This is a genomic window from Pseudoalteromonas rubra (genome assembly GCF_005887095.1).
GTDB classification, from domain to species: domain Bacteria; phylum Pseudomonadota; class Gammaproteobacteria; order Enterobacterales; family Alteromonadaceae; genus Pseudoalteromonas; species Pseudoalteromonas rubra_E.
Window position 1 is genome coordinate 175918 of sequence record NZ_PNCI01000035.1, and the last position, 14854, is coordinate 190771.

Below are 14854 nucleotides of genomic sequence, written 5' to 3' on the forward strand. Positions count from 1 at the left end.
TTTTAAAAAAAATATCAAAAAAACAGAACTTTTTATTCAGCACTTAGTCAGAGTAGCTGTAAAAGATGGCAACAATGCGCGACAATGTGTGTGAAAAATAAGTAATAACAAAGAGGAGTACCGGCTCGAATGAGCGAGCAGGATTTAGATTTAGAAATAGTTCGGCGTGTTCAGCAAGGAGATAAAAATGCGTTCAATTTGTTGGTTGCCAAATATCAGAACAAAGTAGCCGCATTAATCTCGCGATATGTGGCTAATTCTGGCGATGTAGCTGATGTGGCACAAGAAGCGTTTATTAAGGCATATCGTGCTTTGCCTAATTTCCGGGGAGATAGTGCGTTTTATACTTGGCTCTATCGGATCGCGGTTAACTGCTCAAAGAACTATTTAGTTGCTCAGGGGCGCAAGCCACCGGCAAATGATGTTGATGCTGAAGAGGCCGAATTTTACGACGGAGCGGAACAGCTCAGGTCTAACGCTTCTCCGGAGAGCTTATTGCTTAGCGATGAGATCAAAGCGGTGATTTTTAAAACCATCGAGTCTTTACCCGATGATCTTAAAACCGCGATCACATTACGAGAGATCGAAGGCATGAGCTATGAAGAAATTGCTGTCGTGATGGATTGTCCGGTAGGGACGGTCAGGTCGCGGATTTTCAGGGCACGAGAAGCCATTGACAATAATATTAACCCACTCATAGGTAATAAGTAGATGACGCAATCAAACTTTAATGTCAAAGACGGGCAAGTGACATCCAGTATACTAGATGCCGAACAGGCACTGGATAATGCCAGTCAGGCGCAGTTCGATGCAGAAAAGTTTGCCCGTTATGCTCTGATAGGCGACGCCATGCGCAGTCAGCAAAATCAGGCACCTTATATTGATATCACTGCCAGTCTGGCTGATGCACTTGCAGACGAGCCCACCCATGGCGCTCAGTCGCAACAGCAGAAGCCTCAACAGACGAATGCTAAGAACAAAGTGGTTGCATTGTCTAGTTGGCGTAAACCTTTGGCACAAGTTGCAATTGCTGCCAGTGTATCCTTAGTTGCCGTGCTGGGCGTGAGTAATTATAGCCCACAGGAACAAGCCAACAGTGACTTTCCTGTGTTACAATCAACGCCATTAACTGGTTCAGTTTCGCCAGTTAGTTTATCATCAGAGCCTGCATTGGAAAGTGCAGAAAAAGGCCTGAGAGAACTGCAACAGCAACGCATCGGTGCCTTGGTACTTGAGCATCAGCGACAGTCCAGAATGGCACATGCTCTGACCCAACAGGCACAGGAAGAAGAGGAACAAGAAAAATAGATGAAGTGGCTTGCGTTACTACTTGGAGTGGGCTTGAGTGCCCAAGTTGTTGCCAGCGATATCATTAATGCAAAGCAGCTGCTCACGGATATGTCTTCTGCCATTCAGGAGCGTAACTTTGATGCATCATTTGTGGTGGTTAAAGGTAAAGGTATGGAACCGTACCGCTGGCTCCATGGCAAAGTCGACAACAGTGAACTCGAAATACTGAGTCGACAGAATGGCGCTGGTCTTGAGGTGGTGCGCGTAGACAACAAGGTCACTTACTTTGAGCCTCAAACCCAACCCTATTCTATAGAGACAGATGCGATTGCCGGTCCCATTCCGGAAATTCTGTTTGGTGAAGTGGGCACGCTCGCCAGTAGCTATGATTTTGTCCTGGGTGGCAAAGAGCGTATTGCTGACAGGGCGGCACAGTTGGTGCGCCTGGTTTCAAAGGATGAGCACAAATATAACTACTGGCTGTGGATAGATATTCAATCTGCATTGCTGTTAAAAGCTGCCTACGTGACTCAACAAGGTGAAGTACTTGAACAGCTTCAGCTGACACACATCAGCGTCACAGAGCAACCTGCTCAGCCACTTATTGAGCTAAGTAGTAAAGAATTCCCGATGCCACTGGCTTCTCTGGCTCAAAACGACACCGCACAAAAACTGCAAAATAATTGGCGTATTGGCTGGTTGCCTGATGGGTTTAAGCTACTGAAGTCAGACCGACACAAACTAGATTTGAATAATGAGCTGGCAGACTACTTTTTATTTTCTGATGGGCTGGTAGAGTTTTCTGTGTTTGTACAAAGACCTCTGTCTGGGCAAAGAGCCAGCGGTGCACTGAGTTCGGGTGCTACGACTGTATATGTACATAATTCAGGTGCATTTGATGTGTCGGTGGTTGGCAAAATCCCAACGATGACAGCAAAAGCCATCGCTGAGTCGGTAACCCGGCCATTATGATAGAACAAACACTCACCGTTTCCCGTGTTGATCGCGGTACAGTCTGGCTGGTTGCTGAGGAAAAACCAGCCTGTGCTGGCTGCAATGGCAAATGCGGCTCGCAAATTTTTAGTAAACTATTTGGCAGCAATAAAAAGGCGTTGCCGATAGAGTGCAATGAATCGGTTCAGGTAGGCCAAAAAATGACCCTGGCACTGGATGACAGCAAAGTGGTCGAGAATGCACTTTGGGTTTACCTGTTACCCCTGGTAATGGCGTTTTTCGCCATATTTACCTCACACCTTATATTGGGCGTGTCAGAGCCCTGGCAGATCCTGTCCGCAGTGATTGGCGGTTTGGTTGGCTTTAAATTTGCCAAACAACGCACAAAAGCACTGCGTCATGACATTAAAGTGATAAAAATTTATCCAATTAGCCTTCCCCTAACGCAAATAGATGGTGATTGCGCCAAATAAATTGTAAAATCGGCGTTTATTCTCTATTTGTGAAAAACAGAAGTTTAGAATCCAGTATATGAAGCACATCCGTAACTTTTCAATTATTGCCCACATCGACCACGGGAAATCGACCCTTTCGGACCGCTTAATCCAGGTATGCGGCGGCTTAACAGATCGCGAGATGCAGCAGCAGGTGCTGGATTCGATGGACCTAGAGCGAGAGCGTGGGATCACCATTAAAGCGCAGAGCGTGACACTGAACTACAAGGCTAATGATGGCGAAACGTATCAACTGAACTTTATCGATACGCCGGGACACGTAGACTTCAGCTACGAAGTATCTCGTTCACTGGCCGCTTGTGAAGGCGCCTTGTTGGTTGTTGATGCAGGTCAGGGCGTAGAAGCTCAGACGCTGGCCAACTGTTATACCGCGATTGAAATGGACCTTGAAGTACTGCCAGTGTTGAACAAAATCGATTTGCCACAAGCCGATCCGCTGCGTGTTGCCGAAGAGATTGAAGAAATCGTCGGCATCGAAGCACTTGAAGCAGTGCAGTGTAGTGCTAAAACCGGTATCGGTATCGATGAGGTACTGGAAATGATCGTGCGCGACGTGCCGCCACCTGAGGGTGAGCCAGAGCAACCACTGCAGGCACTGATCATTGACTCCTGGTTTGATTCATATCAGGGCGTTGTCTCACTGGTACGTATTAAGCATGGTGAGCTGCGCCGTGGTGACAAGATTAAGATTATGTCGACAGATCAGACACACATTGCTGATAAAGTCGGTATTTTCACACCAAAACAAACAGAAACCGGGGTTCTGAAAACCGGTGAAGTAGGCTTCGTTATTGCGGGTATCAAGGACATTCATGGTGCGCCAGTGGGTGACACTATTACCCTGACCAAAGAACCTGCGAAAGAACGCTTACCTGGCTTTAAACGCGTTAAGCCTCAGGTTTACGCGGGTATGTTCCCAATCTCCTCTGATGATTATGAGAACTTCCGTGATGCATTGAACAAACTGAGCCTCAATGATGCGTCCTTGTTCTTCGAGCCGGAAAACTCAACTGCACTGGGCTTTGGTTTCCGTTGTGGCTTCCTGGGCATGCTCCATATGGAGATTATTCAGGAACGTCTGGAACGTGAATATGATATGGATCTGATCACGACAGCACCAACGGTAGTGTACGAAGTAGAAACCAAAGATGGCGTGATCCAAATAGATAATCCGTCAGATCTACCGCCTGTTAATGACATCATTGAAATCCGTGAACCGATTGTAGAAGCGAATATTCTGGTTCCGCAGGAATACCTGGGCAATGTCATTACTCTGTGTGTTGAAAAGCGCGGCGTGCAGACCAAGATGAGCTACCACGGTAAGCAAGTTGCGGTGACGTATGAGTTACCTATGGCAGAAGTGGTAATGGACTTCTTTGATAAGCTTAAGTCGACCAGCCGAGGGTTTGCCTCTTTGGACTACAACTTTAAGCGTTTCCAGACTTCCGACATGGTGCGTGTGGACATTCTGATCAATGGCGATCGGGTTGATGCACTGGCGATTATTGCACACCGTGAGAACTCTCAAGGTCGCGGACGTCAGTTGGCTGACGCATTGCGTGAGCTTATTCCACGCCAAATGTTTGATATTGCTATTCAGGCGGCGATAGGTAACCACGTGATTGCGCGTACAACCGTGAAACAGTTACGTAAAAACGTCATCGCGAAGTGTTATGGTGGTGACGTCAGTCGTAAGAAGAAACTACTGCAAAAGCAAAAAGAAGGTAAGAAACGTATGAAGCAGCTGGGTAACGTTGAAGTGCCACAGGATGCATTCCTTGCGATTCTTAAAGTAGGTAAGTAACAGGAATTATTATGGCAGGTTATTTTTCAGTATTTTTGGTGTTGTTGACGCTTGGCTCAGGTCTCATATGGTTAATCGATCATTTGCTTTACGCACCAAAGCGTAAAGAGCGTATCGCATTAGCACAGGGCGCATCTGAGCAGCCGCTTGATCAGGAAGTCATCGAGCAGATAGCACCTGTGCCTGCCATCACTGAAAGCGCAAAATCTATCTTTCCGATGATTGCTGCAATTACAGTGTTCCGTTCATTTATTTTTGAGCCCTTCCAGATCCCGTCAGGTTCAATGATGCCAACACTGCTGGACGGTGACTTTATATTGGTACAGAAATACGCGTACGGTATTAAAGATCCGGTCTGGCGCAGTCAATTGGTTGAGGTCAATGATCCACAACGGGGTGATATCGCGGTCTTTAAGTTTCCACTGGATGAGCGTATAGACTTCATCAAGCGCATTGTCGGCTTACCTGGAGATCGCATTGTTTATCGCGACCGTCAGCTTTATATCAAGCCTCACTGTAATGATGGCGAACAGCAACGTGATGGTCTGGCATGTGGCGAATTCAACAAAATTAACCTTGATATTGTTAATCGCGATGAGTTCAAACATGGCGCAATGCAAATGGTACGTCTGACAGAGAGTCTGCCGGGTGTCACGCATGATGTACTTGTGACGCCGCAATTACCTGAACTGACTGAACGTTATTATCAGCAACCAGGCACTCGACGTGATGAATGGGTTGTACCAGAGGGCAGTTACTTTGCTATGGGTGACAACCGTAATAACAGTCAGGACAGTCGTATGTGGGGCTTTGTGCCAAAAGAAAACCTGGTTGGTAAAGCGGTATTTATTTGGATGAGTTTCGATTTTGAAAATGGCCCGAACAGCATTTTGCCTGGTTGGGTTCCAACAGGAGTTCGTTTTGAACGCCTAGGTAATATTCAGTAGCATGAAAAAAAACGTCACAGAATTATATAAAAAGATTGGTTACGAATTTTCGGATCAAAGCCTGCTTGAGCAGGCAATGACACATCGTAGTCACAAAGGGCAGCACAATGAACGTCTGGAGTTTTTAGGCGACTCGATCCTGAGCTTTGTCATTGCCAATGCCTTGTATAAGCAGTTTCCTAAAGCGCGTGAAGGTGATCTTAGCCGGATGCGTTCTACGCTGGTACGAGGCCAGACTCTGGCAGAGTTCGGGGTTGAGTTTGGCTTAGGTGATTACCTCAGATTAGGTCCGGGTGAATTGAAAAGCGGCGGTTATCGTCGTGAGTCAACCCTGGCAGACGCGGTCGAAGCGATTATTGGCGCGGTGTTTTTAGATTCAGACATCGAGACCTGTAAGACGCTGGTATTAAAATGGTACGACACGCGTTTGGCAGCGATTTCTCCTGGCCACAACCAGAAAGACCCAAAAACCCTGCTGCAAGAGTACTTGCAGGCACGCAAGTTGCCTTTACCCGGTTATACTGTAATAGATACCAAGGGACAGGCACACAATCAGACCTTTACGGTTGAGTGTATTGTGGAAGGGATGGAAAGTATTATCTCAGTAGGCAGCTCTCGTCGTAAGGCCGAGCAAAAGGCCGCTGAAAAAGCACTAAAGATTTTAAAGAATGACTCCTAATACCCATTGTGGCATGGTCGCGATTGTCGGGCGACCCAACGTTGGTAAATCCACGTTACTGAATAAGCTGGTTGAACAAAAGGTCAGCATTACTTCACGTAAACCACAAACTACCCGGCACCGTATTATGGGTATCCACACAGAGGATAACTATCAGGCGGTTTACGTCGATACACCAGGACTCCACAGTGAGGAAAAGCGGGCCATTAACCGTTTGATGAACCGTGCTGCATCCAGCTCGATTGGTGATGTTGAATTGGTGATTTTCGTTGTTGAGGGCACGTTGTGGACCAAAGATGATGAAATGGTTCTGAACAAGGTAAAGGACAGTGGTCGTCCGGTTTTGGTCGTGATCAATAAAAGTGATCAGGTCAAAGACAAAAGTGAAGCCCTGATGCCACACCTGCAATGGCTGTCTGAGCAGGGGCAGTTTGTGGGGATCATTCCAATTTCGGCTAAGCAAAATCGTAATGTCGATATGGTCAAAGCAGAAGTGCATAAACATCTGCCGGCATGCGAGTTTTTCTTTCCTGATGACTATGTGACAGACCGCTCAATGCGCTTTCTGGCTGCTGAAATTGTACGCGAGAAACTCATGCGTTTCATGGGCGATGAACTACCGTATTCCGTGACTGTGGAAATCGAGCAGTTCAAATGGCTTGACAATGGTGTGTGGCAGATCAATGCCCTAATCCTGGTAGAGCGTGAATCGCAAAAGCGTATGGTGATCGGTAACAAGGGCGAAAAGCTCAAGGTGATCGGTCGCGAAGCACGTCGTGATTTGGAAGAGATGCTGGACAACAAAGTATTTCTGGAGTGCTGGGTAAAAGTGAAGTCTGGCTGGGCAGATGATGAGAGGGCGCTGCGTAGTCTTGGCTACGGGGAAGACTAATTGAACAACGACTTTCGACAAGCCTATTTGTTGCATCGCCGACCACATAGTGATTCTCAGGTGATGCTTAATATGCTAGTCGAAGGAGTGGGCCAGCTGATGATGCTGGCCCGTATTAAAGGCCGTCAGGCACTCAGGCATAACGCGCATCTTCAACCCTTCAGCCAACTCCTGGTTCGTTATAGCGGTCGCCATGACCTAAAGTACCTCAATGATATTGAACTGCACACTCAGCCTTTGGCAATGAAAGGACAAGTCTTGTATTGTGGTTTTTACCTGAACGAGCTCAGCACACGGGTTATCCCGGTCAACGAGCCGCTTGAAGAGATATTTTCCTTGTATCATCACCATCTGCAGCAGTTGCACGAGCAGACTGAAAATGCGCGCAGGAGCGTGTTTGAGCTCACGCTGCGCAGTTTTGAGTTCCAATTACTGGAGCAGTTAGGGTTTGGTGTTGAGTTTGACTGTGATGCCGATGGTGAGGCGATTGTCGAGGGGGCTTACTACCAATATACTCGGGAATTGGGGTTTGTCAGAACAGATGACCGGCATATTGGCTTTTCAGGCCGAGTGCTTCACCAGATTGCCCAACGCGATTTTACTGACGATCAGGTACGGCGTCAGGCGAAGGGCCTTAGCAGATATTTATTCAGGCCATTACTTGGCCACAAACCGCTGAAAAGCAGAGAGCTATTTCAATCAAGGTAATAACAATGAAAGAGATATTATTGGGCGTAAACGTCGATCATATTGCCACATTGCGCCAGGCGAGAGGCACCAGTTATCCTGACCCGGCACATGCAGCAGCTGTTGCTGAACATGCTGGGGCAGATGGTATTACTATCCACTTGCGCGAGGATCGTCGCCATATTCAGGATCGTGATGTGTATGTGATGGCGAAAACCATTCAGACACGTATGAACCTGGAAATTGCGGTGACAGACGAGATGCTGGATATAGCCTGTGAAGTTAAGCCTGCATACGTTTGTCTGGTCCCTGAAAAGCGCGAAGAGCTGACCACAGAAGGAGGCTTGGACGTCGTTGCGAATAAAGAAAAGGTCACTCAGGCTGTGGCTCGGTTAGCAACTGCTGGTATTAAAGTATCTCTGTTTATCGACGCAGATCCTCAACAAATCGACGCTGCTAAAGACACTGGTGCGCCGTATATCGAGATCCACACAGGTGCCTACGCTGATGCAGAATCAGACGCTGAGATGCATGCTGAACTGGAGCGGATCCGCACAGGTGTAAAATACGCGCATGGTCTGGGTATCGTGGTCAATGCAGGTCATGGTCTGCATTATCATAACGTAAAGCCCATTGCTGAAATGCCGGAAATTTATGAGCTTAACATTGGCCATGCGATTATTGCCAGAGCAGCCATTGACGGGCTGGAGAAGGCCGTAAGAGACATGAAGCGTTTGATGTTGGATGCACGAGGCTAATGGCGTTGATACGCGAAAATAAAAAAGGGGCTCAACTGAGCCCCTTTTTTCTGTTGACTCGCATACCAGATGCGAGCCAGCATTATTGTGCTGCCAGATAGTCAATAACGACCTGGTGGTGTTCTTTGGTTTTAAACTTGTTGAAAACGTGTTTAACGGCCCCATCCTGACCTATCAGGAAGCTGATACGGTGGATCCCGTCATATTCTTTACCCATGAACTTTTTTAATCCCCACACACCAAATGCGTCAGCAATAGCGTGGTCTTCATCGGATAGCAGATCAAAGTTCAGCTCTTTTTTGGTTTCGAAGTTTTTTAACTTTTTGACCGGATCAGGACTGATACCCACCGCCACCGTATTATACTGCGCCAACTGTTCTTTGTGGTCTCTGAGTTGTTCTGCCTGTACGGTGCAACCTGGTGTCAGTGCCTTTGGATAGAAGTACACCAGCACCTGGTTAGATTCCAGAAGTGTGCTAAGTGAAATGCTTTCACCATCTTGATTTTCTAAGGTAAATTGCGGGGCCTGAGCGCCTGCTTGTAGCGTATTCATAGGATGCTCCTTAACGAATGCGTCGAAAAATATAATCCAGATTTAGTGAGTTTGAGAGATGCTCGAACTGTATTTTAAATGCGTCGGCATCTACTTCAATGGGAATATTGACTTCAATTTCACAGCGCATATGTAATGCGTCATTCTCTTCATACGTATCTGACTTCAGAGAACAGATGCTGATATTTTGCTCTGCAAAAAAGCGTGTGACTTTACTCAGGGTGCCGGGGGCGTCGAGTCCATTGTATTCGAGGGTATATCCGGCGCTGAATTCATTCTGCTGATGGCTGGCTGTACGTTTCATCATGGTAAGCAGGCCCAACTCCATCCCTTTGGTCGGTAGAGTATGCTCGACTCGGCTAATGGCTGCCATGTCGCCGGATAGCAACATAATAAAAGTAAATTCATTACCGAGTATCGCAATGCGGCTATCAATAATGTTGCAATTACACTCACTGACCAGTTTTGTCAGTTCACTGACGATCCCCGAGCGATCTTCTCCGATTGCGGTCAAAACCAATTGTTGGTTGGTAAATGTGGTCATTCAAGAGCACCCTATACGCTGAGAATAATGGTAATGCCTGACGGCAAGTTTTAGATGTATAGCCGTAAATACTAACATAAGTTAGTTAGTTGGGATACCGGCAGAGGGTCGCTTTGCTACTTTGTCTTAACCTGATAGTGGTGTCAGGCAGCTCATGGCTTGTGTTTACTGGACGAGGCAAGTAACATAGGGCAAATTTTGCAAGTTGTTTAGGCTCGCCGGGCGAATATAAAAAGTTGTGCCGGCAGTGAACCAAATCGGCAATCCTCACTCATATAAAGACGATATTCGTTTACCGTAAATAAATATAACAGGGTTTGCTAAGGAGTTTTATTCGTGCAGTATTGGGTTCCAAAAGCACTGACTTTAGGTGTTTTAATTGGTTTAACGGGATGTAGTGTATTTCCAAATGATGCACATGACAGCAAAAATTATCGCGTTAATGAAGCCATTAGCGTGCCATCTGGGCTTGAACAGCCTTACCAGGATCCGGAATATAAGATGGCAGTTGCTGTTTATGACAACAACCCGGATGGAGAAAATAAATTATATCGACCACCTCAGCAGGTTCTGACTCTGGCTCAGGGGAGCTGGGCGGAAAATAAAGACAAAGTTGCTCGTGTTTATTTTGATAAAAACGACGGTATTGAAGATCTGTCTGCATTTATCTGGCAGTCGCTGGATGGTGTGATGGCAAACCACAATACTCGGGTTGCCAGAGATGCCCGCCAACAAGGCACAGTAGAAACTGACTGGTATTCGTTAATTAAAAAGGACGAAGGCTGGTTTTGGGAAGACATAGTTGAAGTATCGCGTCAGCGCTTTGAATTTACAGTTGAACAAAAAGAGCACCAGAGAACGGCTTCTTTGAGCGCTAAATTACTTGATTATCAAAGTGATATTACACCTCTGAATGACATGCTAAAGCAACAGCTAGAAGTACGTGCATTGAATGAGGTGATTGCGGAGTTTGATTATCGCTACAGATTATTAGCGGTTGAGCTGCGTAAACAGCAGGGTTTATTGTCTCTGGAAGGTGGGTTTGACAGCGACGGTAATGCCGCAATGCTGACACTGGTTGAAAAGAGTGCCGTAATGGACCGTTTGTCTAACTTCCTTGAACGAGTCAACTTTACGGTGATCAGGTTAGACAGAGATAATGACCAGGTGAAAATTCGCTACGAAGCGCCTGATCAAAGTGTCTGGGACTCCATTTGGGGTGAAGAAGCCACCGTGTTACCGATTGCCGACGGTGATTATGTCGTTAAAGTGTCGACAACCGACGACGGTCAGACGGCGTTAACCTGGCTGGATGGTGAGGAACAAGTGCTGGATGCACAGACTATGGAGCTGTTGTTGCAATCTCTGTTAGAGGTCTTGCGCAGTCGAGGTCTGCAAATATAATATTTTAAATAAATCAAAATATTAAAATAAAAACAATGAGTTGAAGTAACATGAAAAAGAGCCTTACGCTCTTTTTCTTTTTTAGTGGGTAATCATATGATGTCAGAATCTACGGGTTCAGCGTCGCCAAACTGGCGCACGCTATTTGCGTTTTTCGTGCCTTCCCTGATTGGGGTGTTGTTGTTTATGACTCCATTTCCATCCGGCGAGGTCATGACCATTCCAATTGCTGTGATGGCGAAGACTCTGCAAGGCTGGATAGCGCCCTTTGCACAGGCTATGATAGTGACCATAGTGTGTATCACCGGATTAATGAGTGCATTTGTTGCGCTGGTTAAGCCCAGACAGCTGTTAAAAAACCATTTATTCAGACATTTGTTTGCCGTGAGTCCGATCTGGTTGGTTACCCGCCTTGCTGGTATGGCCTTTATGCTGATGACCTACTTTAAAGTAGGGCCAGAAGCAATTCACTCTGCACATACGGGTTCCCTGGTGCTCAATGACCTATTACCTGTGCTGTTTTCTGTTTTTGTCTTAGCCGGTCTGTTGCTGCCATTGCTGCTGAATTTTGGTTTGCTGGAACTGGTGGGGACTTTACTGACTAAGGTGATGCGTCCTTTATTCGGTGTGCCTGGTCGAAGTGCCGTAAACTGTGTGGCATCCTGGCTGGGGGATGGTAGTGTAGGTATTCTGATGACGTCTCGTCAGTACGAAGATAAGCACTATACGCAAAGAGAAGCCGCTATCATAGGCACCACTTTCTCTGCAGTTTCTATTACCTTTTGTCTGGTTGTCATTGGTCAGGTTAAACTGGAGCATTTGTTCGCGCCATTTTACTTAACCGTGTGTGCGGCGGGGATTGCGGCAGCGATTATTGTCCCGCGTTTGCCACCTCTGAGATGGAAAAAAGACTGTTATGTTGACGGCAGTGATGCCAACCCGGGCGCCGAGCTGGTGCCTGACGGTAAGACGTTATTTGGCCATGCGTTCGATGTTGCCCTGGCAAAAGCGGAAAAAGCGCCAGGGGTAAAAGGGACATTGAAAGAAGGCGTGCACAATGCGCTGGACATGGTGTTTGCAGTCTTACCTGTGGTCATGGCCGTGGGTACGTTTGCGCTCATCATTGCTGAACATACGCCAGTATTCCAGATCCTGGGTAAGCCGTTTGTACCTTATCTCGAATTACTTCAGGTACCTGAGGCAGCGAAAGCGGCTGAAACGATAGTGGTAGGGTTTGCGGATATGTTTATTCCTTCCATTTTGGCTGCAGGAAACATAGAAAGTGACGTGACACGCTTTATCGTGGCTGCATTGAGTGTAACTCAGTTAATTTACATGTCTGAGGTAGGTGCGCTGTTGCTGGGCAGCAAAATACCGGTCAATTTGTTTGAGCTATTCTGCATCTTTATTCTGCGTACGCTGGTCACGCTACCTGTGATTGCATTGATGGCGCATTGGTTGGTAGGCTAATCTCTGAAGTAGGGCAGGTGCCTGCCAGCCCTACTTTTCTTCCTCTTCTTCGCTCTTGGCCTCTGAATCTGGCTTAGTTTGTTTGTCGAGTTTGCCTTTCACATCAAAGCGGGTCATATATTTCAGCAGCATAATGTTGCTAATGATGAACCCAAGTACCATCACAATAATCAGTATTACGTGCCAGGTGGGTAAGGTATTTTCCATCTTGACTTGCTCCCTATCACAGGGCCTTCATTGGACGTTCACTTCTATTGTATATCTTTATCATTCCTGAGCTCAAGCCCAGAGCTGAGTATCTTGATCGACGACCCGTAATGGGGCATAGCCTGCAATATCCGCTCTGTCTATCGCAAAAAGAGCAGTTGAGGCCAGACGACACATTTGAATACGTGGGCTCAGGGTCGCGCTATGGTAATCTGGATTGGTGCACAGTGAGCATATCGACTATGTCTCATTGCTCATTTGTTTTTATATTAGGTAAAGTGATGTGATTCTTGAGATCAGCAGCAGCTTTTTCATGATGCAATTGGTATCATTCCGCTAACAGCACTGCGACAATATCAATGGCAAAAAGTGCGCGATATGACAAAAAAGGTGGTTAATTCTTTAATGGAGCATGTTTTAATTTGGCCGGCTCAGTATCCTTTGTTACTCAAAGGGCTGGTTGAAAATAATGGGGCTTTTATTCTGGATGCGCTCGAGGCCTGGCCAGAGTGCGAAACCGTGACGGATCAGCAAGGTGTAAGTTCATCGGTCTTACCACCGCTGATGTATATTCTTTGGCTGAAACCTCTGGAGCCGTTCGAATCTTGTCGCTATCAGCATATTGATGATTATGATCAAGCGCATCAGACATATTGCGATGAGTTATTACTCCATATCGCAGGCGCTGGTGTCAGTCAGGATGAATTGATTGCCAAGTTACTGGGCGTTTTTGCTCAGTACGCTGATATTAAGACACAGCTCACTTATCAGATGGAAACCTCACCTGCTTCACTTTTGTTGAGCAAATCTTATATTCGCGCCCTGAGTGTTTTATTGCAGCACGGCTTACAGTTAACGGCTGAGGAAGCGTGTGATTTATGGAAACTTGCTGATGAAAACTTGCGATTAGACCTCAGTCGCATGCTTGAAACTGTGTTACAGGATACTGTCGCAACTTTACAGTTGGCGGTTGAGCGGTTGCAGGGGGATGATAGCTATGTGGGACTGCTGAAGCACTTGTGCAGTGGTGAAGAGGTCGAGCGTCTGTTGGACCAGGCTTTGCTGGCCCATCTAATGTCTAAAAATGCCAAACAGTCTACTGCGTTGAAGCTGATTGAGCAGGGCGCGACTGGTCAGAGTAAAGATCCGGCAGGGAAATCTGCCATGATGTGGCTGGTTGAGCAGGGGTTTGTCAGCGCGGCGCAGACACTCACTGACTATCATTGTCACCAGTCTCTGGACGACTTAGGCCGGAACTTGATGCATTATGCGGTTATGTCGAACTCAACGGCGATGCTTGAGCTGGTCGAGTCCATGAATGTAGACCCGAGACTGGCAGATGTCACAGGCATGACCCCGTATCGCCTCGCCAATCAGGTACAAGCGGTTGCCGCAAAGAAGTTTTTGGAACAGCGCGGGATCATTGAACTGTCTTTTGCAGCAAAATATGAAAAAGTAGCACGTGTTTACAGCTTGTATGCACTGGTTGCAATTCTGATGCCCGTGCAGTTAAATTTCTTTTTTAACGACACTCATAGCAATAAACTTTCTGCAACGATTATGATCTCGAGTCTGACGTTACTGTTTTTTGCTTTAGCTCGGTGGCAAAAACGCAGTCCACTTTACCCCCAGGATTCGTCGCCCTGGAGTTTAGTCGGGGTAAACATACTTGCCTGGCTTAGCATGTCGCTACAGGTGCTCTTTAGTGTAGTGGTTTTAATTGCAGTGATGGGCAGCTAATGCGGAGCCGAGGCTCTGCATTAACAGCAATGCTGAAGGCCAGGTTTACTCTGACAGAGGTGTATTGAAATCTGCAGGTTTATCAAAGTCTCCAGATATATCGCTCAGGTTATCACCTTTGAAATAAACGACTAACTCACGACGTTGCTCTGAGTCTCGGCCCAGATTGAACACATAAGAGTAGTGCCATATTTCAGTGTTAAATGCGTCTTTAGCCACCGGAGTGCCCAATACATATAAAACTTGCTCTTTTGTCATAGCGATTCTGAGCTTATCGACATCGGACTGCTCCAGAAAGTTACCCTGAGGAATGTTTATCCGGTATACCCAGCTGGAACAGGCGGATAGCATGGTCGTCGCAAGAATAATAGTAAGCCAAACAAAAAGGCGCTTTTTTAACTGCATGTATG

17 protein-coding genes are annotated in these 14854 nt (G+C 46.7%); 13 read left to right on the forward strand and 4 right to left on the reverse strand.

The window, feature by feature from the left end; genetic code table 11:
* The first annotated feature begins 129 nt into the window (after positions 1-129).
* The 10 genes from rpoE to pdxJ are packed head-to-tail and all read left to right on the forward strand — an operon-like array spanning position 130 to position 8526.
* Positions 130-711: an RNA polymerase sigma factor RpoE gene (gene rpoE, locus CWB99_RS15325; protein WP_138549767.1), complete on the forward strand. Its 582-nt coding sequence runs from the start codon at positions 130-132 to the stop codon at positions 709-711.
* Positions 712-1308, forward strand: a complete 597-nt coding sequence (locus CWB99_RS15330; RefSeq protein ID WP_138549768.1) for a sigma-E factor negative regulatory protein — start codon at positions 712-714, stop codon at positions 1306-1308.
* Positions 1309-2262 carry a MucB/RseB C-terminal domain-containing protein gene (locus CWB99_RS15335; RefSeq protein ID WP_138549769.1) on the forward strand — a complete coding sequence of 318 codons (954 nt, stop codon included), beginning with the start codon at positions 1309-1311 and terminating at the stop codon, positions 2260-2262.
* Positions 2259-2717, forward strand: a complete 459-nt coding sequence (locus CWB99_RS15340) for a SoxR reducing system RseC family protein (RefSeq protein WP_138549770.1) — start codon at positions 2259-2261, stop codon at positions 2715-2717. The genes CWB99_RS15335 and CWB99_RS15340 overlap by 4 nt, the downstream gene beginning before the upstream one ends.
* 58 nt (positions 2718-2775) lie before the next feature.
* Positions 2776-4563: a translation elongation factor 4 gene (gene lepA / locus CWB99_RS15345; protein WP_138544393.1), complete on the forward strand. Its 1788-nt coding sequence runs from the start codon at positions 2776-2778 to the stop codon at positions 4561-4563.
* Between the two features lie 11 nt (positions 4564-4574).
* Positions 4575-5510: a signal peptidase I gene (gene lepB, locus CWB99_RS15350; RefSeq protein WP_054014050.1), complete on the forward strand. Its 936-nt coding sequence runs from the start codon at positions 4575-4577 to the stop codon at positions 5508-5510.
* 1 nt (position 5511) lies between these two features.
* Positions 5512-6189 carry a ribonuclease III gene (gene rnc / locus CWB99_RS15355; protein ID WP_046006769.1) on the forward strand — a complete coding sequence of 226 codons (678 nt, stop codon included), beginning with the start codon at positions 5512-5514 and terminating at the stop codon, positions 6187-6189.
* Positions 6179-7081, forward strand: a complete 903-nt coding sequence (gene era, locus CWB99_RS15360; RefSeq protein ID WP_054014049.1) for a GTPase Era — start codon at positions 6179-6181, stop codon at positions 7079-7081. Before rnc ends, era begins: the two co-directional genes overlap by 11 nt.
* Positions 7082-7789, forward strand: coding sequence for a DNA repair protein RecO (recO, locus tag CWB99_RS15365; RefSeq protein ID WP_138549771.1), 708 nt, complete (start codon positions 7082-7084; stop codon positions 7787-7789).
* A 5-nt stretch (positions 7790-7794) separates the two neighbouring features.
* A complete protein-coding gene (gene pdxJ / locus CWB99_RS15370; protein ID WP_138549772.1) occupies positions 7795-8526 on the forward strand; it encodes a pyridoxine 5'-phosphate synthase in 732 nt (243 codons plus the stop codon).
* Positions 8527-8608: 82 nt separating this feature from the next.
* Here pdxJ and bcp read toward each other — a convergent pair whose 3' ends face one another.
* Together bcp and CWB99_RS15380 are read right to left on the reverse strand one after the other, a co-directional pair.
* Entirely contained in the window at positions 8609-9079 is a 471-nt protein-coding gene (bcp, locus tag CWB99_RS15375) for a thioredoxin-dependent thiol peroxidase (protein ID WP_138549773.1), read from the reverse strand.
* Between the two features lie 10 nt (positions 9080-9089).
* Positions 9090-9623, reverse strand: coding sequence for a glycine cleavage system protein R (locus CWB99_RS15380; protein ID WP_138549774.1), 534 nt, complete (start codon positions 9621-9623; stop codon positions 9090-9092).
* Between the two features lie 336 nt (positions 9624-9959).
* Between CWB99_RS15380 and bamC the strand changes: the two genes are divergently transcribed.
* Both bamC and CWB99_RS15390 read left to right on the forward strand, forming a co-directional pair.
* Positions 9960-11027 carry an outer membrane protein assembly factor BamC gene (bamC, locus tag CWB99_RS15385; protein WP_138549775.1) on the forward strand — a complete coding sequence of 356 codons (1068 nt, stop codon included), beginning with the start codon at positions 9960-9962 and terminating at the stop codon, positions 11025-11027.
* Positions 11028-11126: 99 nt separating this feature from the next.
* Positions 11127-12497, forward strand: coding sequence for a YjiH family protein (locus CWB99_RS15390; RefSeq protein ID WP_138549828.1), 1371 nt, complete (start codon positions 11127-11129; stop codon positions 12495-12497).
* A 30-nt stretch (positions 12498-12527) separates the two neighbouring features.
* Here CWB99_RS15390 and CWB99_RS15395 read toward each other — a convergent pair whose 3' ends face one another.
* On the reverse strand, positions 12528-12704 hold the full coding sequence (locus CWB99_RS15395) for a DUF2897 family protein (RefSeq protein ID WP_138549776.1): 177 nt from the start codon (positions 12702-12704) through the stop codon (positions 12528-12530).
* Between the two features lie 378 nt (positions 12705-13082).
* Here CWB99_RS15395 and CWB99_RS15400 point away from each other — a divergent pair, with 378 nt between their 5' ends.
* On the forward strand, positions 13083-14444 hold the full coding sequence (locus CWB99_RS15400) for an ankyrin repeat domain-containing protein (protein ID WP_138549777.1): 1362 nt from the start codon (positions 13083-13085) through the stop codon (positions 14442-14444).
* Between the two features lie 45 nt (positions 14445-14489).
* On the opposite strand, the gene CWB99_RS15405 is transcribed toward CWB99_RS15400, so the two are convergent.
* Positions 14490-14849: an outer membrane protein assembly factor BamE gene (locus tag CWB99_RS15405; RefSeq protein WP_138549778.1), complete on the reverse strand. Its 360-nt coding sequence runs from the start codon at positions 14847-14849 to the stop codon at positions 14490-14492.
* Positions 14850-14854 lie beyond the last annotated feature (5 nt).

What these genes read in the sequence shown, in the direction of transcription:
- rpoE (WP_138549767.1), top strand. Translation starts at nt 130, where the DNA reads ATGAGCGAGCAGGATTTAGATTTAGAAATAGTTCGGCGTGTTCAGCAA.
- CWB99_RS15330 (WP_138549768.1), top strand. Translation starts at nt 712, where the DNA reads ATGACGCAATCAAACTTTAATGTCAAAGACGGGCAAGTGACATCCAGT.
- CWB99_RS15335 (WP_138549769.1), top strand. Translation starts at nt 1,309, where the DNA reads ATGAAGTGGCTTGCGTTACTACTTGGAGTGGGCTTGAGTGCCCAAGTT.
- CWB99_RS15340 (WP_138549770.1), top strand. Translation starts at nt 2,259, where the DNA reads ATGATAGAACAAACACTCACCGTTTCCCGTGTTGATCGCGGTACAGTC.
- lepA (WP_138544393.1), top strand. Translation starts at nt 2,776, where the DNA reads ATGAAGCACATCCGTAACTTTTCAATTATTGCCCACATCGACCACGGG.
- lepB (WP_054014050.1), top strand. Translation starts at nt 4,575, where the DNA reads ATGGCAGGTTATTTTTCAGTATTTTTGGTGTTGTTGACGCTTGGCTCA.
- rnc (WP_046006769.1), top strand. Translation starts at nt 5,512, where the DNA reads ATGAAAAAAAACGTCACAGAATTATATAAAAAGATTGGTTACGAATTT.
- era (WP_054014049.1), top strand. Translation starts at nt 6,179, where the DNA reads ATGACTCCTAATACCCATTGTGGCATGGTCGCGATTGTCGGGCGACCC.
- pdxJ (WP_138549772.1), top strand. Translation starts at nt 7,795, where the DNA reads ATGAAAGAGATATTATTGGGCGTAAACGTCGATCATATTGCCACATTG.
- bcp (WP_138549773.1), bottom strand. Translation starts at nt 9,079, where the DNA reads ATGAATACGCTACAAGCAGGCGCTCAGGCCCCGCAATTTACCTTAGAA.
- CWB99_RS15380 (WP_138549774.1), bottom strand. Translation starts at nt 9,623, where the DNA reads ATGACCACATTTACCAACCAACAATTGGTTTTGACCGCAATCGGAGAA.
- CWB99_RS15390 (WP_138549828.1), top strand. Translation starts at nt 11,127, where the DNA reads ATGTCAGAATCTACGGGTTCAGCGTCGCCAAACTGGCGCACGCTATTT.
- CWB99_RS15395 (WP_138549776.1), bottom strand. Translation starts at nt 12,704, where the DNA reads ATGGAAAATACCTTACCCACCTGGCACGTAATACTGATTATTGTGATG.
- CWB99_RS15400 (WP_138549777.1), top strand. Translation starts at nt 13,083, where the DNA reads ATGACAAAAAAGGTGGTTAATTCTTTAATGGAGCATGTTTTAATTTGG.
- CWB99_RS15405 (WP_138549778.1), bottom strand. Translation starts at nt 14,849, where the DNA reads ATGCAGTTAAAAAAGCGCCTTTTTGTTTGGCTTACTATTATTCTTGCG.